This window comes from Allobosea sp. Leaf344 (genome assembly GCF_001426225.1).
Classification (GTDB): Bacteria; Pseudomonadota; Alphaproteobacteria; order Rhizobiales; family Beijerinckiaceae; genus Allobosea.
In genome coordinates this window covers 850,281-871,223 of record NZ_LMRT01000014.1, presented here as the reverse complement: position 1 = coordinate 871,223, position 20,943 = coordinate 850,281, and the positions used below count along the sequence as shown (strand labels likewise).

Genomic DNA, 20,943 nt, shown 5'->3' with positions numbered 1-20,943 from the left:
CGCGCTCAGCCCTGCAGCGAGCCGGATTCGGCGAAGCGCGTGACGGCGGCGCGGATCTTGTCGGCGAAGCCGAGGGCGAGCGCCGAACGGCCGCGGCCGGCGGGCCAGACCACGCCGATATGGAAACGGATCTGCGGCTCGAAAGGGCGCAGCTCGATGCCGCGTCCGCGATATTCCTGGGCGGTGAACGGGTCGACGATGCTGACGCCGGCGCCGGCGGCGACGAGCGAGCAGGCGATCATCGACAGCGGCGTCTCGATGCGGGTCTCGCGCGCGATGCGCGCCGTCGCGAAGATCGCGTCGATCCGGTAGCGCAGCTGCGTGGTCTGCTCCAGGGAGACGAAAGCTTCGCCGACGAAATCCTCCGGCACGAGGCTGTCGCGCGCCGCCAGCCTGTGCCCGGCGGGCATGACCGCGACGGCCGCCACCGCCGGCAGGAGCTCGACCTCGACGCTCGGAAAATCGAGCGGCAGCTGCGCGAAGCCGAGATCGCAGAAGCCGGAGGCCACCCATTCCGCGACCTGGGAGGAGATGCTGCCATAGAGCGCCAATTCCAGCCCCGGCTTCTCCTTCAGATATTCTCCGGTGAGTTGCGGCAGGAAACCGATGCTGAAGGCGGGCAGGGCGGCGATCCTCAGGCTCCCCGACAGCCCGTCGCGCAGGCTGCGGGCGGCGCTGTGGATGCGGTCGAGCCCGACGAACTGGCGCTCGACCTCGCGGTATAAGGAAAGCGCCTCATTGGTGGGCACCAGCCTGTTTCCGCGGCGCTCGAACAGGGTCAGCCCCAGCGCATATTGCAGGTCCTGCACCAGCCGCGTCACCGCCGGCTGGGTGATATTCAGCGCGCGGGCGGCGGCCGTGACCCCGCCGGTGACGATGACGGTGCGAAACGCTTCGATCTGGCGCGGGTTCAGCATGGCGGGCCCCTCTCCGGCGGACCATAACATTTCGGCATGGCTTGCACCGATCTTTCGATTTGACCAGTGCTGATCTGTCGCAGACCCTGACGCATCACTCGCAAAAGAGGAGGGGTCCATGAAGCTTGCCTGGGTAGGATTGCTGCTGACGACGACCGCGTTGGGTGCCGCCGATGCGGCCATGGCCCAGCAGAAGACGATCTATGTCGCCGGCTATGGCGGCTCCTTCGAACAGACCATGCGCAAGGACATCCTGCCGGTCTTCGAGAAACAGGCGAATGTGAAGATCGAATACGTCGCCGGCAATTCCACCGACACCCTCGCCAAGCTGCAGGCGCAGAAGGGCAACCAGCAGATCGACGTGGCGATCGTCGATGACGGCCCGGCCTATCAGGCGGTGGCGCTGGGCTTCTGCGGCACGCTGACCGACGCGCCGATCTACAAGGATGTGGCGCCGGTGATGCGCTTCAAATCCAACAAGGGCGTCGGCCTCGGCCTCGTCGCCACGGGGCTGTTCTACAACACCAAGGTCTTTGCCGAGAACAACTGGCCGGCGCCGACCTCCTGGAACGATCTGAAGGCGAAGACCTACGGCAAGAAGATCGTCACCCCGCCGATCAACAACACCTACGGGCTGCATGCGCTGATCGCCATGGCGCAGCTCGGCGGCGGCGGCGAGGGCAATATCGAGCCGGGCTTCAAGGCCTTCAAGGAGGATATCAACCCCAATATCCTGGCCTATGAGCCGTCACCCGCCAAGATGACCGAGCTGTTCCAGAACGGCCAGGCGGTGCTCGGCGTCTGGGGCTCGGGCCGGGTCAAGGCCTTCGCCGATACCGGCTTCCCCGCGGCCTTCGTCTACCCGAAGGAGGGCAGCTTCGCGCTCGGCGTCGCCGCCTGTCCCGTCGAGGGCTCCAAGAACGCGGCCGAGGCCAACGCCTTCATCCAGTTCATGCTGTCGCCGCCGATCCAGAAGGTGATGGCGACCGGCGCCGGCTTCGGCCCGGCCAACACCACGGTGACGCTGACCGCCGAGGAGCAGAAGGGCCTGCCCTATGGCGAGGAGGTGAAGAAGCTGAAGGCCGTCGACTGGGACATCGTCAACGCCAAGCGCGAGGATTGGACCAAGCGCTGGAACCGCGAAGTCGAGCGCTGAGCCCGGCCGAGCCGAACCCTCCTGCAGGTCGTCACCCATGTCGCATCTCGTCCTCGATGGCCTGACCAAGCGCTTCGGCAGCTTCACCGCCGTCGAAGCCATGGACCTCTCGGTCGAGCGGGGGGAGTTCGTCTCCCTGCTCGGCCCCTCCGGCTGCGGCAAGACCACGACGCTGCAGATGATCGCCGGCTTCGTTCCCGTCGATAGCGGCACGATCCGCCTCGACGGGAGCGATCTCGGCCCGGTCGCGCCCAACAGGCGCGGGCTCGGCATCGTCTTCCAGAGCTATGCGCTGTTCCCGCACATGACGGTGGCGGAGAACATCGCCTTCGGCCTCGAAATGCGGGACGTGCCCCGGGCTGAGCGTGATGCGCGCACCCGCGCGGCGATGGAGCTCGTCGGGCTCAAGGGCTTCGCCGACCGCTATCCCCGGCGCATGTCCGGCGGGCAGCAGCAGCGCGTGGCGCTGGCCCGCGCTCTGGTGATCAGGCCGGCGCTGCTGCTGCTGGACGAGCCCCTGTCCAATCTCGACGCCAAGCTGCGCGAGGAGATGCAGGGCGAGCTGCGCCAGATCCAGCGCTCGGTCGGCACCACGACGATCCTCGTCACCCATGACCAGCACGAGGCGATGGCCCTGTCCGACCGCATCGTGCTGATGAACCAGGGGCGCATCGAGCAGATCGGCGCGCCCGACGCCGTCTATGACCGGCCGGCCAGCGCCTTCGTCGCGAGCTTCCTCGGCAAGACGAACGTGCTGCGCGGCACGGCGGATGGGCGAGGCGCGGTGGCGATCGGCGATCTCGTCCTGGCGCTGGCGGGGGCCGGATCCGGCCCGGTGCAGCTGGCGGTGCGGCCGGAACGGCTGGTGCTGGCCGAACAGGGGCTGGGCGCGCGCATCACCAGCCGCGTCTTCCAGGGCACGCATTGGCTGCTCGGCGCCGAGAGTGCGGCGGGCCCGGTCATGCTGATGCGCGCCAATGACGGGCTGCCCGTGCCCAAGGAGGGCGAGGCCGTGCATCTGCGCTTCGCGCCCGCGGATGCGGCACTGCTGCCGGGCGGAGTCTCGGCATGAGCCTGGCCTCCTCGGAGCGATCGGCGCCGTTCCTGCTGACCGGCCCGGCCCTGATGGTCTTCCTCGGGCTGGTGATCGTCCCGCTCGGCATGACCGTGCTGCTCTCCTTCTATGATTGGGGGCAGTACAAGGGCATCGTCCCGGAATTCACGCTGAAGAACTGGATCGAGGTCTTCACCGATTCCTACTTCTTCGAGATCTTCCTGCGGACCTTCCGCATCGCGCTGCTGGTCACGCTGGCGACCATGCTGATCGGCGTGCCCGAGGCCTATATCCTCAACCGGATGTCGCCGGCCTGGCGCAGCGGCTTCCTGCTGGTGGTGATCGGCCCGCTGCTGGTCTCGGTGGTGGCGCGCACGCTCGGCTGGGCGCTGCTGCTCGGCTCCACCGGGATCGTCAACCAGGCGCTGATCGGGATGGGGCTGATCGCCCAGCCGCTGCCCTTCATGTTCACCGAGACCGGCGTCGTGATCGCGCTGGTGCATGTGCTGATGCCGTTCATGATCCTGGCGGTCTGGGCCTCGCTGCAGCGGCTCGATCCGCAGATCGAGAATGCGGCGCTCTCGCTCGGTGCCGGCACGCTGACGATCTGGCGGCGCGTGATCCTGCCGCAGATCGTGCCGGGCATTCTCTCGGGCGCGATCATCGTCTTCTCGCTCGCCGCCAGCGCCTTCGCCTCGCCCGCCATCATCGGCGGCCGGCGGCTCAAGGTCGCCGCGACGCTGGCCTATGACGAGTTCCTGAACACGCTGAACTGGCCGCTGGGCGCGGCGGTGGCGAGCCTGCTGCTGATCGCGCTGGTGCTGATCACCGTCGGCTCGAACCGGCTGATCGAGCGCCGCTACGCGCAGGTGTTCGAATGAGCCGCCTCATCGGATATCTGGCGGCGGCCGCGCCGATCCCCGCGATGGGCGCCGCGGCCCGGAGGGGCGGCCGATGAGACGCAACGGTCCCGCCGCCCTCGTCTTCCACGCGCTGTTCGTCCTGTTCATGCTGGCGCCGCTGCTGATCGTCTGCATCGTCGCCTTCACGCCGGAGGGCTATCTCTCGCTGCCGACGCGCGGGCCGAGCCTGCGCTGGTTCCGGGCTATCCTGAACTATCCCGAATTCGTCCGCGCCTTCTGGGATTCGCTCTGGCTCGCGGCCCTGTCCTCCACCGTGGCGATCCTGCTGGCGGTGCCGGCGGCGCTGGCGATCGCGCGCTATCGCTTCCCCGGCCGCGAAGCAATGACGACGCTGTTCATGTCGCCGCTGATGGTGCCGCATGTCGTGCTTGGCATCGCCTTCCTGCGCTTCTTCACGCAGATCGGCATTTCCGGGACTTTTACCGGGCTGGTGCTAAGCCACATCATCGTGGTCATTCCCTTCGCGCTCAGGCTGGTGCTGGCGGCCTCCTACGGCATCGACCGGCGCATAGAGCACGCGGCGATCTCGCTCGGCGCCGATACCGCGACCGTGTTCCGCCGGGTGACGCTGCCGCTGATCCTGCCCGGCGTGGTCTCGGGCTGGCTGCTGGCGGCGATCAACTCCTTCGACGAGGTGACGATGACGGTGTTCATCGCCTCGCCGGCGACGGTGACGCTGCCGGTACGGATGTTCCTCTACATCCAGGACAATATCGATCCGCTGATCGCGGCGGTATCGGCCTGCCTGATCGTCATGACGGCGCTGCTGCTGCTGGCGCTGGACCGGCTGTTCGGGCTCGACCGCCTGTTCGTCGGTAGTGGAAAGGGCTGAGAGGCCGTGGCTGCGCATTCGTCATCGCAATCGGATATCGTCGTCATCGGCGGCGGCGTGGTCGGGGGCGCGATCGCGCTCGGCCTGGCGCGCAACGGGGCCCGGGTCACCATCCTCGACGAGGGCGATGTCGCCTTCCGCGCCTCGCGTGGCAATTTCGCGCTGGTCTGGGTCCAGTCCAAGGGGCTGGGCATGCCGGAATACGCGATGTGGTCGCGCCGCTCGGCCGATCAATGGAGCGTTTTGGCCGATGTGCTGCAGGAGGAGGCGGGTCTCGACGTCGCCCATAGCCAGCCCGGCGGCTTCATGCTCTGCCTGTCGGAGGCCGAGCTCGAGCAGCGCCGGCAGGCGATGCACAGGCTGCACAACCAGACCTCGCTCGCCGATTTTCCCTATGAGATCCTCGACCATGCCGAGACGAAGCGGCGCCTGCCCGATATCGGCAGGGATGTCGTCGGCTCGGTCTACAGCCCGCTCGACGGCCATGTGAATTCGCTGAAGCTGTTCCGGGCGCTGCGCGAGGCGACGGAGCGGCGCGGGGTGGTCTACCGGCCGAACTGCACGGTCGACCGGATCGCCGCGCGCGATGGCGGCTTTTTGCTGAGCGGCGCCTTCGGCGAGATCGCCGCGGGGAAGATCGTGCTGGCGGCCGGGCTCGGCAATGCCAGGCTCGCGCCGATGGTCGGGCTCGACGCCCCGGTGAAGCCGAGCAAGGGCCAGATCATCGTCACCGAGAAGACCGCCCCCTTCCTGCACAATCCGATGGTCACCATCCGCCAGACCGACGAGGGCGGCGTGATGATCGGCGACAGCCAGGAGGATCGCGGCTTCGACACCGTCGTCGGCCAGCCGATCCTGTCGGTCATGGCCGAGCGCGCGGTGAAGATGTTTCCGCGGCTGGCCGGGCTGAACGTGGTGCGCAGCTGGTCGGCGCTGCGGGTGATGAGCCCGGACGGGTTTCCGATCTACGATCAGTCGGCGAGCCATCCCGGCGCCTTCCTGGTGACCTGCCATTCCGGCGTGACGCTCGCGGCCAATCACGCGCTGACATTGGCGCCCGCCATCCTGTCGGGGACGCTGCCGCCGTCGCTCGACGCCTTTTCCGCGCGGAGGTTCCATGTTCCGGCCCATCACTGACGCCGATAGCGGCGCCAGTCTCAATTTCTCCTTCGATGGCCGCGCCATGCGGGGGCGCGCCGGCGACACGGTGGCGGCGGCGCTGCTCGCCAATGGCGTCCAGGCCTGCCGGCAGACGCCGGTCTCGGGCGCGCCGCGCGGCCCCTATTGCATGATGGGCGTCTGCTTCGAATGTCTCGTCGTGATCGACGGCGTCGGCAACCGCCAGGGCTGCCTGGTGCCGCTGCGCGAGGGCATGCGGGTCGAGACCCAGGCCGGCCGGCGCCAGCCCGAGGAGATCCCGGCATGAGCATCGCCCGAAACATCACCGATCTCGCCGATCGCTACGACCTCCTCGTGGTGGGCGCCGGTCCGGCGGGCCTGGCCGCGGCCGCACGCGCCGCCGATTGCGGGCTCTCCGTGCTGCTGGCCGACGAGAACCCGGCGCCCGGCGGCCAGATCTATCGCGCGGTCGGCACCACCCCGGTCACCCGGCCGGCGGTGCTCGGCGCGGAGTATTGGAAGGGCGGGGCGCTGCTGACCCGGCTGGCGCAGAGCCGGGCGGTGCTTGCGCCGTCCTGCACGGTCTGGTCAGTCGCGCCCGATGCTGCGGTCGGCTCGGTCGAGATCGGCGTGTCGCTGGATGGCCGGGCCCGGCTGATCGAGGCGGCGGAGGTGATCCTGGCGACGGGTGCGCAGGAGCGGCCATTCCCGATCCCGGGCTGGACGCTGCCCGGGGTGATGACCGCCGGCGCCGCGCAGATCGCGCTGAAGAGCTCGGGGCTGGTGCCGGCCGGCCGCATCGTTCTCGCTGGCTGCGGGCCCTTGCTCTATCTCCTGGCCGGGCAGCTGGCCGCGGCGGGTGCGACCATCGTCGCGGTGCTGGACACGACCCCGCGCCGCAACTGGCGCGCCGCCATCGCCGCCTTTCCCGATTTCCTGCGCTCGCCCTATCTGGCCAAGGGGCTGGCGCTGATGGCCAAAGCGCGGGCGCGGCTGCCGTTCCGCAACGGTGTGACCGATCTATCGGCCGAGGGCGAGGACCGGGTGACGGGGGTGCGGGTAACGCGGGGAGGGGCCTCGGAGACGATCGCCTGCGATACGCTGCTGCTGCATCAGGGCGTGATTCCCGGGGTCAACCTCTCCAACGCCATCGGCTGCGCCCATGAATTCGACGAGGACCAGCATTGCTGGGTGCCGCAGGTCGACCAATGGTTCGCGTCCTCGGTCCCGGCGGTCGCGATCGCCGGTGACGGGGCGGGGATCGGTGGCGCCGAGAGCGCTGCGCTGCGGGGCGAGATCGCGGCGCTCGGCGCGGCGCAAAGGCTCGGCCGGCTGTCGCGCGAGCAGCGGGACGCGCAGGCGGCGCCGATCCGCGCCGCGCTGGCGCGCAGCCTGCGCGGCCGGCGCTTCCTCGACCTGCTCTACAAGCCCGCGGCGCGGTTCCTCGCCCCGCCGGACGACGCCACCATCGTCTGCCGCTGCGAGGAGGTCACGGCTGGGCAGATCCGCGATACGGCGAGCCGGCTCGGCGTCACCGGTCCCAACCAGATGAAGGCTTTCCTGCGCTGCGGCATGGGTCCCTGCCAGGGCAGGCTGTGCGGCCCGACGGTGGTCGAGCTGATCGCGCAGGCGCAGGGGCTGAGCCCGGCGGAGGTGGGCTATTACCGCCTGCGCCCGCCGGTGAAGCCGATCACGCTGGGCGAGCTCGCGGCGCTGCCGCAGAGCGACGCCGCCGTCAAAGCGGTGGTGCGGTGAGGGCTCCGGCCGGCAGCGCCGATGTGATCATCATCGGCGGCGGCATCCATGGCTGCTCGACGGCGCTGCATTGCGCGCGGCGCGGCCTGTCGGTGATCCTGCTGGAGAAGGACCATGCCGGGCGCCACGCCTCCGGCGTCAATGCCGGCGGGGTGCGCCAGCTGGCGCGGCACATCGCCGAAATCCCGCTCTCCAACGCCTCGATGGCGCTGTGGCACGCCATCGGCGATCTGGTCGACGATGATTGCGGCTTCACCAGCGACGGCCAGGTCCTGGTGGCGGAGGACGAGGCCGATCTCGCGGGCTGCAGGGCGCGGGTCGATGATCTCGCGCTGCGCGGTTTCCACCACGAGGAAATGATCGACGCCGCCGAGCTGCGCCGGCTGGTGCCGGCCGTCGCGGAGAGCTGTCCCGGCGGCGTGGTGTCGCGGCGGGACGGCGCGGCGATCCCTTTGCGCGCCACGCAGGCGTTCAAGCGCAAGGCGGCGAGCCTCGGCGCCGATATCCGCGAGGGCGTGCAGGTCACGCGGGTCGCCCGCGATGGCGCGCAGTGGCGGGTGGAGACCGGCGCCGGCGATTTTGTCGCGCCGCGCATCGTCAACGCCGCCGGCGCCTGGGCCGACCGGATCGCGGCCGATCTCGGCGAGCCGGTGCCGCTCGAGGTGATCGCGCCGATGCTGATGATCACCGCGCGGATGCCCGCCTTCATCAAGCCGGTGGTGATCCTGCGCGGGCGCAAGCTCTCCTTCAAGCAATTCGCCAACGGCACGGTGCTGATCGGCGGCGGCTATCTCGGCCGGGCGATCCGCGACGAGAACCGCACGGTGCTCGACTGGGGCAAGCTGGCGGCCAATGCGAAGACGGTCTGGGACCTGTTCCCGATCATGCGCGGCGCGCCGATCCTGCGCGCCTGGGCCGGCATCGAGGCGCGAATGCCCGATGATCTGCCGGTGTTCGGCCCCAGCGCCCGGCATGAGGGCGTCTATCACCAGTTCGGCTTCTCCGCCCATGGCTTCCAGCTCGGTCCCGGAGCCGGGGCGGTGATGGCCGAGATCATCGCCACCGGCCACAGCAACGTGCCGATCGACGGCCTCGGCATCGCCCGCTTCACCCAAACCCCAGCCAGCAGGACACAAGCATGACGATCAGACGCTCCATCCGCACGCCCATCCAGCACCGCGTCGTCGAGGCCAACGGCCTCGTCTTCGTCGGCGGCTGCATCGCCGACGACACCACGCAGGGCATGGGCCCGCAGACGCAGAATATCCTGACCAAGATCGAGGCCTATCTCGGGGAGGTCGGGCTCGACCGCAAGGCGATCGTCGCCTCGAGCATCTTCGTCACGGATCTCTCCGCCAAGGCCGAGATGGACGCGGTCTGGACCGGCTTCTTCGGCGATGCGCTGCCGACGAGGGCGACCGTCGGCGTCGCAGATCTGGGCGGCGGCGCGATGATCGAGATCGTCGTCACCGCCGTCAGAGGCTGAGCCGCATGCGATCGCGGCCGGGCCTGGCCCGGCTCTAGCCCAGCGTGCGGGCCAGCACCCGGCCCATGCGCTCGGCGAAAGCCTTGGCATCCGCGGGGCGCTCCCCGTCGAGGATGCGGGCCTCGTCCAGCAGGAGATGGGCGACGTCGTCGCGCAGCGCCTCGTCCTGCACGGCCGCGAGCCGGCCGATCAGCGCATGCTGCGGGTTGAGCTCGAGGATCGGCTTCGCCGCGGTGTCGAGCCGCCCGGCCGCCGCCAGCAGCTTTTCGAACTGGCGATCCGGCCCGCGATCGGCGGCGACGAGGCAGACAGCGCTGTCGGTGAGCCGGTCCGAGGCGCGGACGTCGGCGACCTCGCTCGCCAGCGCCGTCTTGAGCGCCTCGATCAGCGCCGTCACCTCAGGCGTCGCTTCCGCACCGGCCTCGGTCGCGCCGTCGAGCAGCGGGATCAGCCCGAGATCGGCACTGCCCTGGGTGACGGATTTGAACGGCTTGCCCTCGAAATCCGGGGCGCTCGACACCCAGAAACTGTCGACCGCGTCGCTCAGCAGAAGCACCTCGATGCCGCGCGCCCGGAACCCTTCGAGCTGGGGCGAGGCCTTGATGCGCTCGGCATCGTCGCCGGTGATGTAATAGATCGCCGTCTGGTTCGGCTTCAGCGCGGCGAGATAATCCTTGAGGCTGCGCAGCCCCTCGCCGGAGGCGGTGGTGGTGAAGCGGGCGAGGCCGAGAAGCTGCTCGCGGCGCTCGTAATCCTCGTAGAGACCTTCCTTGATGACCGGGCCGAAATGCCCCCAGATGCCGGCGAAGGCCTCCGGCTCCTTCTCGGCCAGCTTGCCGAGATCGGAGAGGATGCGGTTGGTGACCCCCTTCTTGATCGCCGCCAGCAGCGGGCTGTCCTGGATCATCTCGCGCGAGACGTTGAGCGGCAGGTCGGCCGTGTCGACCAGGCCGCGGACGAAGCGCAGATAGCGCGGCAGCAGCTCCGCCTCGTCGGTGATGAAGACGCGCTTCACATAGAGCTTCATCCGACCCTTGCGGTCGGCGTCGAAGAGATCGAACGGCTTGCTGCCGGGGATGAAGGCCAAAGCCGTATATTCATGGCGGCCCTCGGCGCGGAAATGCACGGTCGCTGCCGGCTCGTCATATTGCGCGGCGACGCTGCGGTAGAAATCGGTGTATTCCTCGGGCTTGATCTCGCTCTTCGCACGCGTCCACAGCGCCGCGCCATCGGCGAGGGAGGCGGGCTCCGCCCCGGGCTTCTCGATCAGGCTGATCGGCACCGGGACATGGCCGGATTGCGCCTTGACGATGCGCTCCAGCGTCCAGCGCTCGGCATAGGTCTTGGCGTCCTCGAGCAGGGTCAGGGTCACGGTGGTGCCGCGGGCCGGAGCCTCGTCCAGCGCGGCCGGGGCGACGCTGAATTCGCCCTTGCCGTCGGAGGTCCAGCGCCAGGCCTCGTCGCTGCCGGCGCGGCGGCTGACGACGCTGACCTGCCCGGCGACCATGAAGGCTGAATAGAAGCCGACGCCGAACTGGCCGATCAGCTGGGCGCCCTCCTTGCCCTTCGCGGCCTCGACCTGCTCCATGAAGGCGCGCGTGCCGGAGCGGGCGATGGTGCCGAGCGCCTCGATCATCTCGTCGCGGCTCATGCCGATGCCGTTATCGGCGATCGCCAGCATCGCGGCATCGGGATCGGCGGCGATGGTGATGGAAAGGCGCGCATCCTCGCCGAGCAGCTCGGGCCTGGCGATCGCCTCGTAGCGGAGCTTCTCGCAGGCATCGGCGGCGTTCGAGATCAGCTCGCGCAGGAAGACGTCCCGGTCGGAATAGACCGAGTGCACCATCATGTGCAGCAGGCGGGAGACATCGGCTTCGAAGACGCGGTTCTCGGTGGTGGCGGAGGTCGTCGTGGCTGAGCTCATGGCGGGTTCTCGGCAGGGGGAATCCAGGCGCGCGATTTGGACGCGTCGGCGGCGTTTTTCAAGGGTCGGCCGGCCGCGAGACGAGGGCCGGGGAGGGCTTGCGGCGTGTGCGCCGGCGCGGCCGCATCGCTCGGGTGTCTGTGGCGCACGCGCGGTCCACCGTACGGACTCGTTTGAGCTAGGTCGGGGTGGGGAAGCGACGCGGAGGGAACAGACGGCTCTTGAAAGACGACATGCGGCTCTGTGACAGGTTGTCATAAATTATCGCACGGAATGCCCTGTGGACGGTGTGCCGGCGTCAGCGCGGATATTCCTTTATTTTCAGCGCCTTACTCCGAGCGCCAGAATGCGACAAAACTTCAGGTCGCTTAAAATCGGCGGAATTTGTCACTTCATTGTCATAGAAGGGGTGTTTGGAAGGCGCGCCAGAAGCTGCATCCAGAGAGGACATCTCATGCGCAAAATCATTCTCGTCGCCGCCGCGACCTTCGGCCTGGCGGGCTTCGCCCAGGCCGCCGACATCACCGGCGCCGGCGCCACCTTCCCCTTCCCGATCTATGCGAAATGGGCCGAGGCCTACAAGAAGGAGACCGGGATCGGCCTGAACTACCAGTCGATCGGTTCCGGCGGCGGCATCCGCCAGATCAAGTCGAAGACCGTCGATTTCGGCGCCTCCGACATGCCCCTGAAGGGCGAGGATCTGGAGAAGGACGGGCTGCTGCAGTTCCCGGCCGTGATGGGCGCGCTCGTTCCCGCCATCAACATCGCCGGCATCGAGGCCCGCCAGCTGAAATTCACCGGCCCGATCCTCTCCGCCATCTATCAGGGCGAGATCAAGAAGTGGAACGATCCGAAGCTGACGGCGCTGAACCCCGGGCTGAAGCTGCCCGACGCCAACATCACCGTCGTCTACCGCTCGGACGGATCGGGCACCACCTTCGTCTGGACGGATTATCTCTCGCGCGTCTCGCCGGAGTGGAAGTCCAAGATCGGCGCCAACACCTCGGTCCAGTTCCCGGTCGGCGTGGGCGGCAAGGGGAATGAGGGCGTCTCGGCCTCGGTCAAGCAGATCGCCAACTCGATCGGCTATGTCGAATACGCCTATGCCAAGCAGAACAAGCTGTCCTACGGCCTGATCGAGAATCGCGACGGCAAGTTCCCGATGCCCGACGACAGCTCCTTCCAGGCCGCCGCCGCCAACGCCAACTGGAACGAGGCGCCCGGCTTCGGCATCATCCTCAACAACCAGCCCGGCGCCGAGGCCTGGCCGATCACCTCGGCCACCTTCATCCTGATGCACAAGAAGGCCGAGAAGCCCGAGCAGTCCAAGGCGGCGCTGGCCTTCTTCGACTGGGCCTTCAAGAATGGCGACAAGCTGGCCACCGATCTCGAATATGTGCCGATGCCGGCCAATGTGAAGGATCAGATCCGCGCCAGCTGGAAGGGCATCGTCGACGCCTCCAGCAAGCCGATCTTCTGATCATCGTACCTGAAGCGGGGGTCCTTCGACCCCCGCTTTCCGCCTGCCACCGATTTCAATCACCGATTTCAAAGACCGCGACCGGAGTACCACGGATGGCTGCCGTGACCGACCAGGTGGACGTGCCCAGGGCACCCGCCATGCGCAAGACCCCGAAGGGCACCTTCGACATCGTCTTCCGCAATGCGAGCTTCGGCTCGGCCCTGCTGGTGCTGGTCCTGCTCGCGGGCATCATGGCCTCGATGATCATCGGCGGCTGGCCGGCCTTCCGCGAGATGGGGCTCGGCTTCATCACCTCCAGCATCTGGGACACGCAGAACGACCAGTACGGCGCCTGGCCCGCCATCGTCGGCACGCTGACCACGGCTTTCCTGGCGCTGCTGATCGGCGTCCCGCTCTCGCTCGGCATCGCCGTCTTCCTGACCCAGCTCGCGCCGCCCTGGTTCAAGCAGCCGGTCTCGACCGCCATCGAGCTGCTCGCGGCCGTGCCCTCGATCATCTACGGCATGTGGGGGCTCTTCGTCTTCGTGCCGCTCTTCGCCGCCTATGTGCAGCAGCCCGTTTCGCGCGTCGTCGAGGGCATGCCGATCGTCGGCACCATCCTCTACGCCGCCTCGCCGTCGGGGCTGGGCATCCTCTCGGCGGGCATCATCCTCGCCTTCATGATCATCCCCTTCATCGCCTCGATCGTGCGCGACATGCTCGACCAGATCCCCTCGGTGCTGCGCGAGAGCGCCTATGGCATCGGCGCGACGACCTGGGAGGTGGTGCGCCATGTGCTGGTGCCGCAGGCCGGCGTCTCGATCATCGGCGCCTGCATGCTCGGCCTCGGCCGGGCCTTGGGCGAGACCATGGCGGTGACCTTCGTCGTCGGCAACGCCAACCGGCTGTCGAGCTCGATCATGGATCCGGGCTCGACCATCGCCTCGCGGATCGCCAATGAGTTCAACGAGGCGATCGGGCTGCAGCTCAACGCGCTGATCGCGCTCGGCTGCATCCTGTTCTTCGTCACCTTCGTCGTCCTCGTCATCGCGCGCATCCTCGTCTCGCGCGTCAAAGCCTTCTGAGGATCAGCGCCCATGAGCATGACGACACCCTCGACCGTGCGCGCCCTCCCGCCCTCCAATTGGGGCCGGGTCCGGCAGTCGCGCCGCACCGCCGACCGGGCGATGAAGATCATCGCGGCGGGCTTCACCATGCTGGCGATCTCGGTGCTGTTCTGGATCCTCGGCATGCTGCTGGTGAAGGGCATAGGCGGGCTCTCCGTCGCGACCTTCACCCAGACCATGCCGGGCCCGGGCTCGGAGGGCGGCGGCCTCGCCAACGCCATCGTCGGCTCCATCGTGCTGACCTTCCTCGGCATCGCCCTGGCCACGCCGATCGGCGTGCTCGCCGGCACCTATCTCGCGGAATATGGCAAGACCTCGCAGCTGGCCGGGCTGATCCGCTTCATCAACGACATCCTGCTCTCGGCGCCGTCGATCCTGATCGGCCTGTTCGTCTATGTCATCCTGGTCGAGCCGCTCGGCGGCTATTCCGGCTGGGCCGGCGGCATCGCGCTGGGGATCATCGCGATCCCGGTGATCGTGCGCACCACCGAGGACATGCTGCGGCTGGTGCCGGGGCCGCTGCGCGAGGCCGGGGCGGCGCTCGGCGCGCCGCCTTCGGTGGTGATCACCTCGATCACCTGGCGGGCGGCCAAGGCCGGCATGGTGACCGGCATCCTGCTGGCGCTGGCGCGCATCGCGGGCGAGACCGCGCCGCTGATCTTCACCGCGCTGAACAACTCCTTCTGGTTCTCGCCGACGCTGCTCGGCGGCGTCTCGAACCTGCCGGTGACGATCTATCAATTCGCCTCGGCGCCCTATGAGAACTGGCAGCAGCTGGCCTGGGCCGGCTCGCTGATCATCACCCTGTCGATCCTGCTGCTCTCGCTGATCGCCCGCCGCATCGTGCGCGGCGGCAAGTGACCGCAGCCTCTCAACCGTCGCGTCAGATCCGAAGGAACGCTTCGATGCTCTCCACCCTGGAACTCAGCCCTCAGGCCCTCGACGCCGACGCTCCCGTCCGGATCGCCGTCAAGAACCTCGATTTCTACTATGGGCAGCACAAGGCGCTGAAGGACATCAACCTGGATTTCCGCGACCGGCATGTGACGGCGCTGATCGGGCCTTCCGGCTGCGGCAAGTCGACCCTGCTGCGGATCTTCAACCGCATCTATTCGCTCTATCCCGAGCAGCGCGCCACCGGCGAGATCCTGCTCGACGGGCGCAACATCATCGGCAACGACATCGATGTGAACGAGCTGCGCTCCCGCGTCGGCATGGTCTTCCAGAAGCCGACGCCGTTTCCGATGTCGATCTACGACAATGTCGCCTTCGGCATCCGGCTCTATGAGAAGCCGCCGAAATCCGAGCTCGACGACCGGGTCGAGGGTGCCTTGCGCCGCTCGGCGCTCTGGGACGAGGTCAAGGACAAGCTCAGGACCTCCGGCATGGGCCTGTCCGGCGGGCAGCAGCAGCGGCTGTGCATCGCCCGCACCATCGCCCAGAAGCCCGAGGTGATCCTGTTCGACGAGCCGACCTCGGCGCTCGACCCGATCTCGACCGGCAAGATCGAGGATCTGCTGGAGCAGCTGAAGACCGATTTCACCATCGTCATCGTCACCCACAACATGCAGCAGGCGGCGCGCATCTCTCAGTACACCGCCTTCATGTATCTCGGCGAGGTCATCGAATTCGCGCCGACCAATACGATCTTCATGAACCCCAACAAGAAGCAGACGCAGGATTACGTCACCGGCCGCTTCGGCTGAACCGCGCCAGGGCCGACGTGCCTGACACGCTTGCAAAGGACCTCGCAGATGACCGAACACATCGTCCGCTCCTATGATGCCGAATTGGAGGCGCTGCGCCGCAGCCTGGCCGAGATGGGCGGCATGTCCGAACGCATGCTCGGGGATTCGACCGTGGCGCTGGTGCGGCGCGACACCTCGCTGGCGCAGAAGGTGATCTCCGCCGACCAGCGGCTCGACAATCTGCAGCGCGACGTCGAGGAGCGGGCGGTCCTGACCATCGCCCGCCGCCAGCCCCTCGCCAATGATCTGCGCGAGCTGATCTCGGCGATCCGCATCGCCGCCGATATCGAGCGCGTCGGCGATCTCGCCAAGAACATCGCCAAGCGGGCGGTGGCGATTTCCGGCCAGTTCCAGCCGCCGCACCGGGCCGTGGTCGGGCTGGAGCATATGAGCCGGTTGGTGCAGGCGCAGCTCAAGGACGTGCTCGACGCCTATGCCGCCAGCAACGAGCAGAAGGCGCTGGAGGTCTGGCGCCGCGACGACGAGATCGACGCGCTCTACACCTCGCTCTTCCGCGAGCTGCTGACCTATATGATGGAAGATCCGCGCAACATCACCTTCTGCACGCATCTTCTGTTCTGCGCCAAGAATGTCGAGCGGATCGGCGACCACACCACCAACATCGCCGAGACCATCCATTACCTCGTCACCGGCGAGACGCTGGATGCGAGCCGGCCGAAGCTCGACACCACCAACATCGTCATGGATTCGATCAGCGGCAAATAATCGGCCGGTCGATCGCCTGGGACAGAAGCATGGCCGCACGCATCCTGATCGTCGAGGACGAAGAGCCGCTCACCCTGCTGCTGCGCTATAATCTCGAGGCCGAGGGCTTCGAGGTGGACAGCGTGGCGCGGGGCGATGATGCGGAGCTGCATCTGCGCGACCACACCCCCGATCTCGTCCTGCTGGACTGGATGCTGCCGGGGCTGTCCGGCATCGAGCTCTGCCGCCGTCTGCGGGCGCGGCGCGACACCGAGCGCGTGCCGATCATCATGCTGACGGCGCGCGGCGAGGAGACGGAGCGGGTGCGCGGCCTCGCCACCGGCGCCGATGACTACGTCGTCAAGCCCTTCTCCCTGCCGGAGCTCATCGCCCGCATCCAGGCGCTGCTGCGCCGCGCCAAGCCGGGGCATGTCGCCGGCATCCTGGCGGCGGGGGATCTCGAGCTCGACCGGACGACGCGTCGGGTCCGCCGCGCCGGCGCCGAGATCCATCTCGGCCCCACCGAGTTCCGCCTGCTCGAATTTCTGATGCAGGCGCCCGGCCGCGTCTATTCGCGCTCGCAGCTTCTCGATGCGGTCTGGGGGCGCGACGTCTATATCGACGAGCGCACGGTCGACGTGCATGTCGGGCGGCTGCGCAAGGCGATCACGCCCGATCATGCCGATGATCCGATCCGCACGGTCAGGGGCGCCGGCTATTCCTTCGACGAGAATTTCGCGGCCGCGCCGCTGAAGGGCTCGGCCGCCTGAGCGGGATGGGCCGGCTCCGTCCCGCAGCGCCTCTTGCGACAGGGCGCGCCGCTTCGGCGGCGCTGAGTTAGACGAGGCCCTCGCGCGCGCCGGCACAGGTCGAGCGCGCCAGCTCGAGTGCGACAGGCCGGTCGGGACCAGATCGCGCCGGTAAACCAGAGCGCGACTGGCCGCGCGGGCCATTCCGAGCGGGCTAGCCTAAGCAAACAGTGGCCCGGGAAGAGCTCGCGCGCGCCGGGCCGGACGGCACGGTGAGAGAGCTCTCGGCGGTCGGCTGCGCTGACGACAGGGCGCGCAGCCGGCAAGCCCTGTCCGACAAGGTCCGTCCCGAAAGCCCCGCTCCGACGAGCCGCAACTTCGCCGACCCGCAGCTCGCGCCCCGCGCCCGCAGGCGCCGCACCTGATCCCCGAGCCTTCGCATCGCGGGGGCGGCTTGTCGTGGCCGCGACAACGAGGCAGAAACCCTTCCGACGCTGCGCGAACTGTCCCGCAGCCTGGATGGGAGAGGCCGTGATGCAGCTTGGAATGGTCGGTCTCGGGCGGATGGGCGCCAATATCGTGCGCCGTCTGATGCGCGCAGGCCATCACTGCGTCGTCTATGACCGCGATCCCGCGCCGGGCCGGGCGCTGGCGGGCGAGGGGGCCGTGAACGTCGCCGATCTCGCCGGGATGGTGGCGGCGCTCGCCGCGCCCCGCGCGATCTGGGTGATGCTGCCGGCCGGAGAGATCACCGAAGCGACGCTGGCGCAGCTGGCCGATCTGCTGGAGCCGGGCGACACGCTGATCGATGGCGGCAACGCCTTCTGGAAGGACGATGTCCGCCGGGGGCGGGAGCTGGCGGCGCGCGGCCTGACCTATCACGATGTCGGGACCAGCGGCGGGGTGCATGGGCTCGACCGCGGCTATTGCCTGATGATCGGCGGAGATCCCGCGAGTTTCGCGCGGCTCGAGCCGTTGTTCCAGGCGCTGGCGCCGGGCAAGGGTGCGATCGAGCCGACGCGGTTCCGCGACGGGCGCAACCCCGCCAGCGAGCAGGGCTATCTGCATTGCGGCCCGGTCGGTGCCGGGCATTTCGTCAAGATGGTGCATAACGGCATCGAATACGGGATGATGCAGGCCTTCGCCGAGGGGTTCGACCTGCTGCGCAACGCTTCGTCGAAGCAGGGGCTGCCGCCGGAATACGGCTTCGATTTCGACCTGGCGGAGATCGCCGAAGTCTGGCGCCGCGGCTCGGTCGTCACCTCCTGGCTGCTCGATCTCACCGCCGAGGCGCTCGCCGCGGATGAGGAGCTCGGCGCCTATTCCGGACATGTCTCCGATTCCGGCGAGGGGCGCTGGACCGTGCAGGCGGCGATCGAGACCGCCACCCCCGCCGAAGTCCTGACCTCCTCGCTCTATACCCGCTTCCGTTCCCGCAAGGACCATACCTATGCGGAGAAGATCCTCTCGGCGATGCGCGCCGGCTTCGGCGGCCATGTCGAACCGAAGAAGCCGCTCTGATGTGGACCGCGCAGCATGGCCGGCCGCCCGCCGTCATCGTCGTGATGGGCGTCGCCAGCTCCGGCAAGACCTCGCTGGGCGAGCGGCTGGCGGCCCATCTGGATTGGCCGTTCAGGGATGCCGATTCCTTCCACCCGCCGGCCAATGTCGCGAAAATGTCGAGCGGGCAGCCGCTGAACGATGCCGATCGCGGCCCCTGGCTCGCCGCCATCGCCGCCTGGATCGACGATCTGCGCAGCCAGGGCCGGCACGGCATCGTCACCTGCTCGGCGCTGAAGCGCGCCTATCGCCGCGTCATCATCGGCGACCGGCCGGATGTGGCCCTGGTCTATCTCCGGGGTTCGCGGGAGTTGATCGGAGCGCGGATGGCGGCGCGCCAGCATCATTTCATGCCGCCCGCCCTGCTGGACAGCCAGTTCGCGACATTGGAGGAGCCGGGGCCGGAGGAGAATCCGCTCGTGGTCTCCGTCGAACTGGCCAAGGATGCGGTGACGCGCACCGTGCTGGAGCGGGTCGGGCTGGGCTAGCGGCGCAGGCGTCGCGCCGGCCAGTCGATCACGCCGGCCGCGAACAGCGCCCACCAGATCAGCACGGGCTGAAACGCCAGGCGCGGGCCGTGATACCACCAGCTCTGCGGCAGGGACGGGATCGCGACGCCTTCGAAGGCATGCTTGATATTGGCCGGGAAGACGCAGAGCGCGTAGAGCGCCAGGCCGATCCCCGCCGCTTTGCGCAGCTGCGGGATCAGCAGGCCGCAGGCTCCGGCGAGCTCCGCCCAGCCGGTCAGCAGTACGATCTCGCGCGGCGCCGGCACCCAGCCCGGCATGATCGGCAGGAACGCCTCGGGCCGGCGCAGATGCAGCATGCCGGCGGCAAGGTAGAAGGCCGCCAGCAGCCAGCGCGAGGCGCGGCACAGGCTCATGTCACCTCGAACCAGCTCCAGAGTCCGGCATCGAAACGGTCGAGCACCGTCGAGGAGACCAGCCAGCGGCCGGGATTATCGGCGATGAAGGCGATGTGCAGCTTCTTGCCCTCGGGAATCTGGACGGTATCGAGGAAATAGGGCTCCCAGCCATCGTCGAGCGGGTGCAGCAGCCGGAAGGCGTGGCCGTGCACATGGAAGGGCTGGATGAAGGCCGTGCGGTTGTCGATCGCCAGCACGATCGGCGTGCCGCGCCTGACGCTGAACAGCGGCTTGCCCTCCACCGAGCCGGTGTCGCCATTGACGCGCCAGGGCCGCTCCGGATCGACCCCGCCGAGATCGAGCTTGAAGGCGGGGGTGACGCGCGCGCCGCCCTCGATCCTCATCTCGACGCGGCGCGCATCCTGCAGCCTGACGGCGGCCGGCAGGGCCGGGTTGGGCTGCAGCGCGGCCGGCGCCGTCGCGGCGGGCTCAGCCGGACCCTCCGCGACCAGGCGCACGAGCGGCAGGCCGGAGCCGATCAGGGCGGTGACCACCGCGGTGGCGCCGGGTTCGGAGGGCATGTCGACCACCAGATCGTAGCGGCTGCCGGGCGCGAAGGGCAACTGCGCCCGCACCGGCTCGAATGTGTCGGTCGGCTGCCCGTCCACCGCGACGACCACCGCCTTCACCCCGTCGAAGCGCAGCCGCATCAGCCTGGCATTGCAGGCATTGGCGAGCCGCAGGCGCACCCGCGCCCCCGGCGCGACCGCGACGCGGTGCGGCGGGGCGGCGCCGTTGACTGTGAGCCAGGAGCCGAGGCGGCCGGCCGCTGCGGTCTCGGGGCCGCGGCCGAAAGGCGCCAGCAGCTGGCGCTCGTCGAGCAGCCAGTCCTGGACCAGCAGCGGGATGTCCTGCGCGACGGCGAGCGGCGTTCGCTCCTCGACGATCAGCAGGCCGGAGAGCCCGCGACCCGCGGGTTCGGAAGCGCCTCCGACGACCAGCGCGCGATAGAGGACGGTGCCGCTGTCCGGCGGGGTGAGCTCATAGTCGAAGCTCGCGCCGGGCGCGATCGGAGCCTGGCTGAAGCCGCCGACGCCATCCATCGCGGCCGCGCCGCGCAGCCCGTGCCAATGCAACGCGACCGGCAGGCCGATCCGATTTTCGACGGTGAGCCGCAAGGTCTCGCCGTGCCTGATTCGCAGCGCCGGGCCTGGCATCGACCCGTCCAGCGTCCAGATCTCGGTCTCGGCCGCCGGGGCGGGGCGGAGCCGCGCCTTGCCGGCGGCGATCACCAGCCGGCGCGATATCGGCCCTGTGGCCTGCGCCCGGACGGGCAGGGGCAAGGCGACGACCGGCAGCGCCGCCGCCGCGCCGAGCAGGCTCCGGCGCGTCGGGGAGGGCGGGCAGGGCTTCGTGGTCTGGTTCATCCGCAAGGGCATAAAGCCTGGTCCCCGATCTGGCGAGTGGCCCCCCGGGCGCAGCGGGAGATCGCCGTTGCGCCGTGCCTTCGCAGAAACGTCGCATTTTTTTGCTGCATGGACCCGTCGAAATGCGTATAGCA

General features: G+C 68.7%; 21 protein-coding genes. 17 read left to right on the top strand and 4 right to left on the bottom strand.

Features of this window, described 5'->3' with window-relative positions; genetic code table 11:
- Positions 1 to 5: 5 nt before the first annotated feature.
- A complete protein-coding gene (locus ASG72_RS15925; RefSeq protein ID WP_082540388.1) occupies positions 6 to 917 on the bottom strand; it encodes a LysR substrate-binding domain-containing protein in 912 nt (303 codons plus the stop codon).
- Between the two features lie 181 nt (positions 918 to 1,098).
- On the opposite strand from ASG72_RS15925, the gene ASG72_RS15920 reads away from it, so the two are divergent.
- The 9 genes from ASG72_RS15920 (at position 1,099) to ASG72_RS15880 (ending at position 9,242) form a co-directional block, all read left to right on the top strand.
- A complete protein-coding gene (locus ASG72_RS15920) occupies positions 1,099 to 2,073 on the top strand; it encodes an ABC transporter substrate-binding protein (RefSeq protein ID WP_244488848.1) in 975 nt (324 codons plus the stop codon).
- A 37-nt stretch (positions 2,074 to 2,110) separates the two neighbouring features.
- Entirely contained in the window at positions 2,111 to 3,145 is a 1,035-nt protein-coding gene (locus ASG72_RS15915) for an ABC transporter ATP-binding protein (protein ID WP_056714013.1), read from the top strand.
- Entirely contained in the window at positions 3,142 to 4,008 is an 867-nt protein-coding gene (locus ASG72_RS15910; RefSeq protein WP_056714009.1) for an ABC transporter permease, read from the top strand. Before ASG72_RS15915 ends, ASG72_RS15910 begins: the two co-directional genes overlap by 4 nt.
- 73 nt (positions 4,009 to 4,081) lie before the next feature.
- The gene (locus ASG72_RS15905) at positions 4,082 to 4,882 is read left to right on the top strand and encodes an ABC transporter permease (protein WP_056714006.1); all 801 of its coding nucleotides are present in this window, start codon (positions 4,082 to 4,084) and stop codon (positions 4,880 to 4,882) included.
- A 6-nt stretch (positions 4,883 to 4,888) separates the two neighbouring features.
- A complete protein-coding gene (locus tag ASG72_RS15900) occupies positions 4,889 to 6,019 on the top strand; it encodes an FAD-dependent oxidoreductase (protein ID WP_056714003.1) in 1,131 nt (376 codons plus the stop codon).
- Positions 6,000 to 6,308: a (2Fe-2S)-binding protein gene (locus ASG72_RS15895; RefSeq protein ID WP_056714000.1), complete on the top strand. Its 309-nt coding sequence runs from the start codon at positions 6,000 to 6,002 to the stop codon at positions 6,306 to 6,308. Before ASG72_RS15900 ends, ASG72_RS15895 begins: the two co-directional genes overlap by 20 nt.
- A complete protein-coding gene (locus ASG72_RS15890) occupies positions 6,305 to 7,756 on the top strand; it encodes an NAD(P)/FAD-dependent oxidoreductase (RefSeq protein WP_056713998.1) in 1,452 nt (483 codons plus the stop codon). The genes ASG72_RS15895 and ASG72_RS15890 overlap by 4 nt, the downstream gene beginning before the upstream one ends.
- Positions 7,753 to 8,898 carry an FAD-dependent oxidoreductase gene (locus ASG72_RS15885; protein ID WP_056713995.1) on the top strand — a complete coding sequence of 382 codons (1,146 nt, stop codon included), beginning with the start codon at positions 7,753 to 7,755 and terminating at the stop codon, positions 8,896 to 8,898. Before ASG72_RS15890 ends, ASG72_RS15885 begins: the two co-directional genes overlap by 4 nt.
- Positions 8,895 to 9,242 carry a RidA family protein gene (locus ASG72_RS15880; RefSeq protein ID WP_056713992.1) on the top strand — a complete coding sequence of 116 codons (348 nt, stop codon included), beginning with the start codon at positions 8,895 to 8,897 and terminating at the stop codon, positions 9,240 to 9,242. Before ASG72_RS15885 ends, ASG72_RS15880 begins: the two co-directional genes overlap by 4 nt.
- A 34-nt stretch (positions 9,243 to 9,276) precedes the next feature.
- Here ASG72_RS15880 and htpG read toward each other — a convergent pair whose 3' ends face one another.
- A complete protein-coding gene (gene htpG / locus ASG72_RS15875; protein ID WP_056713989.1) occupies positions 9,277 to 11,166 on the bottom strand; it encodes a molecular chaperone HtpG in 1,890 nt (629 codons plus the stop codon).
- 454 nt (positions 11,167 to 11,620) lie between these two features.
- Between htpG and pstS the strand changes: the two genes are divergently transcribed.
- The 8 genes from pstS (at position 11,621) to ASG72_RS15830 (ending at position 19,005) form a co-directional block, all read left to right on the top strand.
- Positions 11,621 to 12,646, top strand: coding sequence for a phosphate ABC transporter substrate-binding protein PstS (pstS, locus tag ASG72_RS15870; protein ID WP_056713988.1), 1,026 nt, complete (start codon positions 11,621 to 11,623; stop codon positions 12,644 to 12,646).
- Between the two features lie 95 nt (positions 12,647 to 12,741).
- A complete protein-coding gene (gene pstC, locus ASG72_RS15865) occupies positions 12,742 to 13,713 on the top strand; it encodes a phosphate ABC transporter permease subunit PstC (protein WP_056713985.1) in 972 nt (323 codons plus the stop codon).
- A gap of 18 nt (positions 13,714 to 13,731) precedes the next feature.
- Positions 13,732 to 14,616, top strand: a complete 885-nt coding sequence (pstA, locus tag ASG72_RS15860; RefSeq protein WP_082540431.1) for a phosphate ABC transporter permease PstA — start codon at positions 13,732 to 13,734, stop codon at positions 14,614 to 14,616.
- A gap of 44 nt (positions 14,617 to 14,660) precedes the next feature.
- Positions 14,661 to 15,461: a phosphate ABC transporter ATP-binding protein PstB gene (gene pstB, locus ASG72_RS15855; protein ID WP_056713980.1), complete on the top strand. Its 801-nt coding sequence runs from the start codon at positions 14,661 to 14,663 to the stop codon at positions 15,459 to 15,461.
- A 48-nt stretch (positions 15,462 to 15,509) separates the two neighbouring features.
- Positions 15,510 to 16,229 (top strand): phosphate signaling complex protein PhoU, encoded by a 720-nt coding sequence (gene phoU / locus ASG72_RS15850; protein WP_056713976.1) that lies wholly within the window; start codon positions 15,510 to 15,512, stop codon positions 16,227 to 16,229.
- Between the two features lie 29 nt (positions 16,230 to 16,258).
- The gene (gene phoB, locus ASG72_RS15845; RefSeq protein ID WP_056713973.1) at positions 16,259 to 16,978 is read left to right on the top strand and encodes a phosphate regulon transcriptional regulator PhoB; all 720 of its coding nucleotides are present in this window, start codon (positions 16,259 to 16,261) and stop codon (positions 16,976 to 16,978) included.
- 513 nt (positions 16,979 to 17,491) lie between these two features.
- Positions 17,492 to 18,478, top strand: a complete 987-nt coding sequence (gene gnd / locus ASG72_RS15835; protein WP_056714834.1) for a phosphogluconate dehydrogenase (NAD(+)-dependent, decarboxylating) — start codon at positions 17,492 to 17,494, stop codon at positions 18,476 to 18,478.
- The gene (locus ASG72_RS15830; protein ID WP_056713967.1) at positions 18,478 to 19,005 is read left to right on the top strand and encodes a gluconokinase; all 528 of its coding nucleotides are present in this window, start codon (positions 18,478 to 18,480) and stop codon (positions 19,003 to 19,005) included. Before gnd ends, ASG72_RS15830 begins: the two co-directional genes overlap by 1 nt.
- On the opposite strand, the gene ASG72_RS15825 is transcribed toward ASG72_RS15830, so the two are convergent.
- Both ASG72_RS15825 and ASG72_RS15820 read right to left on the bottom strand, forming a co-directional pair.
- On the bottom strand, positions 19,002 to 19,400 hold the full coding sequence (locus ASG72_RS15825) for a DoxX family protein (protein ID WP_056713964.1): 399 nt from the start codon (positions 19,398 to 19,400) through the stop codon (positions 19,002 to 19,004). The genes ASG72_RS15830 and ASG72_RS15825 overlap by 4 nt on opposite strands.
- Positions 19,397 to 20,809 carry a multicopper oxidase family protein gene (locus ASG72_RS15820; protein ID WP_056713961.1) on the bottom strand — a complete coding sequence of 471 codons (1,413 nt, stop codon included), beginning with the start codon at positions 20,807 to 20,809 and terminating at the stop codon, positions 19,397 to 19,399. The genes ASG72_RS15825 and ASG72_RS15820 overlap by 4 nt, the downstream gene beginning before the upstream one ends.
- Positions 20,810 to 20,943 lie beyond the last annotated feature (134 nt).

Bases quoted from the DNA above. Each gene is read 5' to 3' on its own strand.
- pstC (WP_056713985.1), top strand. From the start codon at position 12,742: ATGGCTGCCGTGACCGACCAGGTGGACGTGCCCAGGGCACCCGCCATG.
- phoB (WP_056713973.1), top strand. From the start codon at position 16,259: ATGGCCGCACGCATCCTGATCGTCGAGGACGAAGAGCCGCTCACCCTG.
- ASG72_RS15910 (WP_056714009.1), top strand. From the start codon at position 3,142: ATGAGCCTGGCCTCCTCGGAGCGATCGGCGCCGTTCCTGCTGACCGGC.
- ASG72_RS15880 (WP_056713992.1), top strand. From the start codon at position 8,895: ATGACGATCAGACGCTCCATCCGCACGCCCATCCAGCACCGCGTCGTC.
- phoU (WP_056713976.1), top strand. From the start codon at position 15,510: ATGACCGAACACATCGTCCGCTCCTATGATGCCGAATTGGAGGCGCTG.
- ASG72_RS15905 (WP_056714006.1), top strand. From the start codon at position 4,082: ATGAGACGCAACGGTCCCGCCGCCCTCGTCTTCCACGCGCTGTTCGTC.
- ASG72_RS15915 (WP_056714013.1), top strand. From the start codon at position 2,111: ATGTCGCATCTCGTCCTCGATGGCCTGACCAAGCGCTTCGGCAGCTTC.
- ASG72_RS15820 (WP_056713961.1), bottom strand. From the start codon at position 20,809: ATGAACCAGACCACGAAGCCCTGCCCGCCCTCCCCGACGCGCCGGAGC.
- ASG72_RS15895 (WP_056714000.1), top strand. From the start codon at position 6,000: ATGTTCCGGCCCATCACTGACGCCGATAGCGGCGCCAGTCTCAATTTC.
- ASG72_RS15825 (WP_056713964.1), bottom strand. From the start codon at position 19,400: ATGAGCCTGTGCCGCGCCTCGCGCTGGCTGCTGGCGGCCTTCTACCTT.
- ASG72_RS15830 (WP_056713967.1), top strand. From the start codon at position 18,478: ATGTGGACCGCGCAGCATGGCCGGCCGCCCGCCGTCATCGTCGTGATG.
- htpG (WP_056713989.1), bottom strand. From the start codon at position 11,166: ATGAGCTCAGCCACGACGACCTCCGCCACCACCGAGAACCGCGTCTTC.
- gnd (WP_056714834.1), top strand. From the start codon at position 17,492: ATGCAGCTTGGAATGGTCGGTCTCGGGCGGATGGGCGCCAATATCGTG.
- ASG72_RS15925 (WP_082540388.1), bottom strand. From the start codon at position 917: ATGCTGAACCCGCGCCAGATCGAAGCGTTTCGCACCGTCATCGTCACC.
- ASG72_RS15920 (WP_244488848.1), top strand. From the start codon at position 1,099: ATGGCCCAGCAGAAGACGATCTATGTCGCCGGCTATGGCGGCTCCTTC.
- pstS (WP_056713988.1), top strand. From the start codon at position 11,621: ATGCGCAAAATCATTCTCGTCGCCGCCGCGACCTTCGGCCTGGCGGGC.
- ASG72_RS15890 (WP_056713998.1), top strand. From the start codon at position 6,305: ATGAGCATCGCCCGAAACATCACCGATCTCGCCGATCGCTACGACCTC.
- pstB (WP_056713980.1), top strand. From the start codon at position 14,661: ATGCTCTCCACCCTGGAACTCAGCCCTCAGGCCCTCGACGCCGACGCT.
- pstA (WP_082540431.1), top strand. From the start codon at position 13,732: ATGACGACACCCTCGACCGTGCGCGCCCTCCCGCCCTCCAATTGGGGC.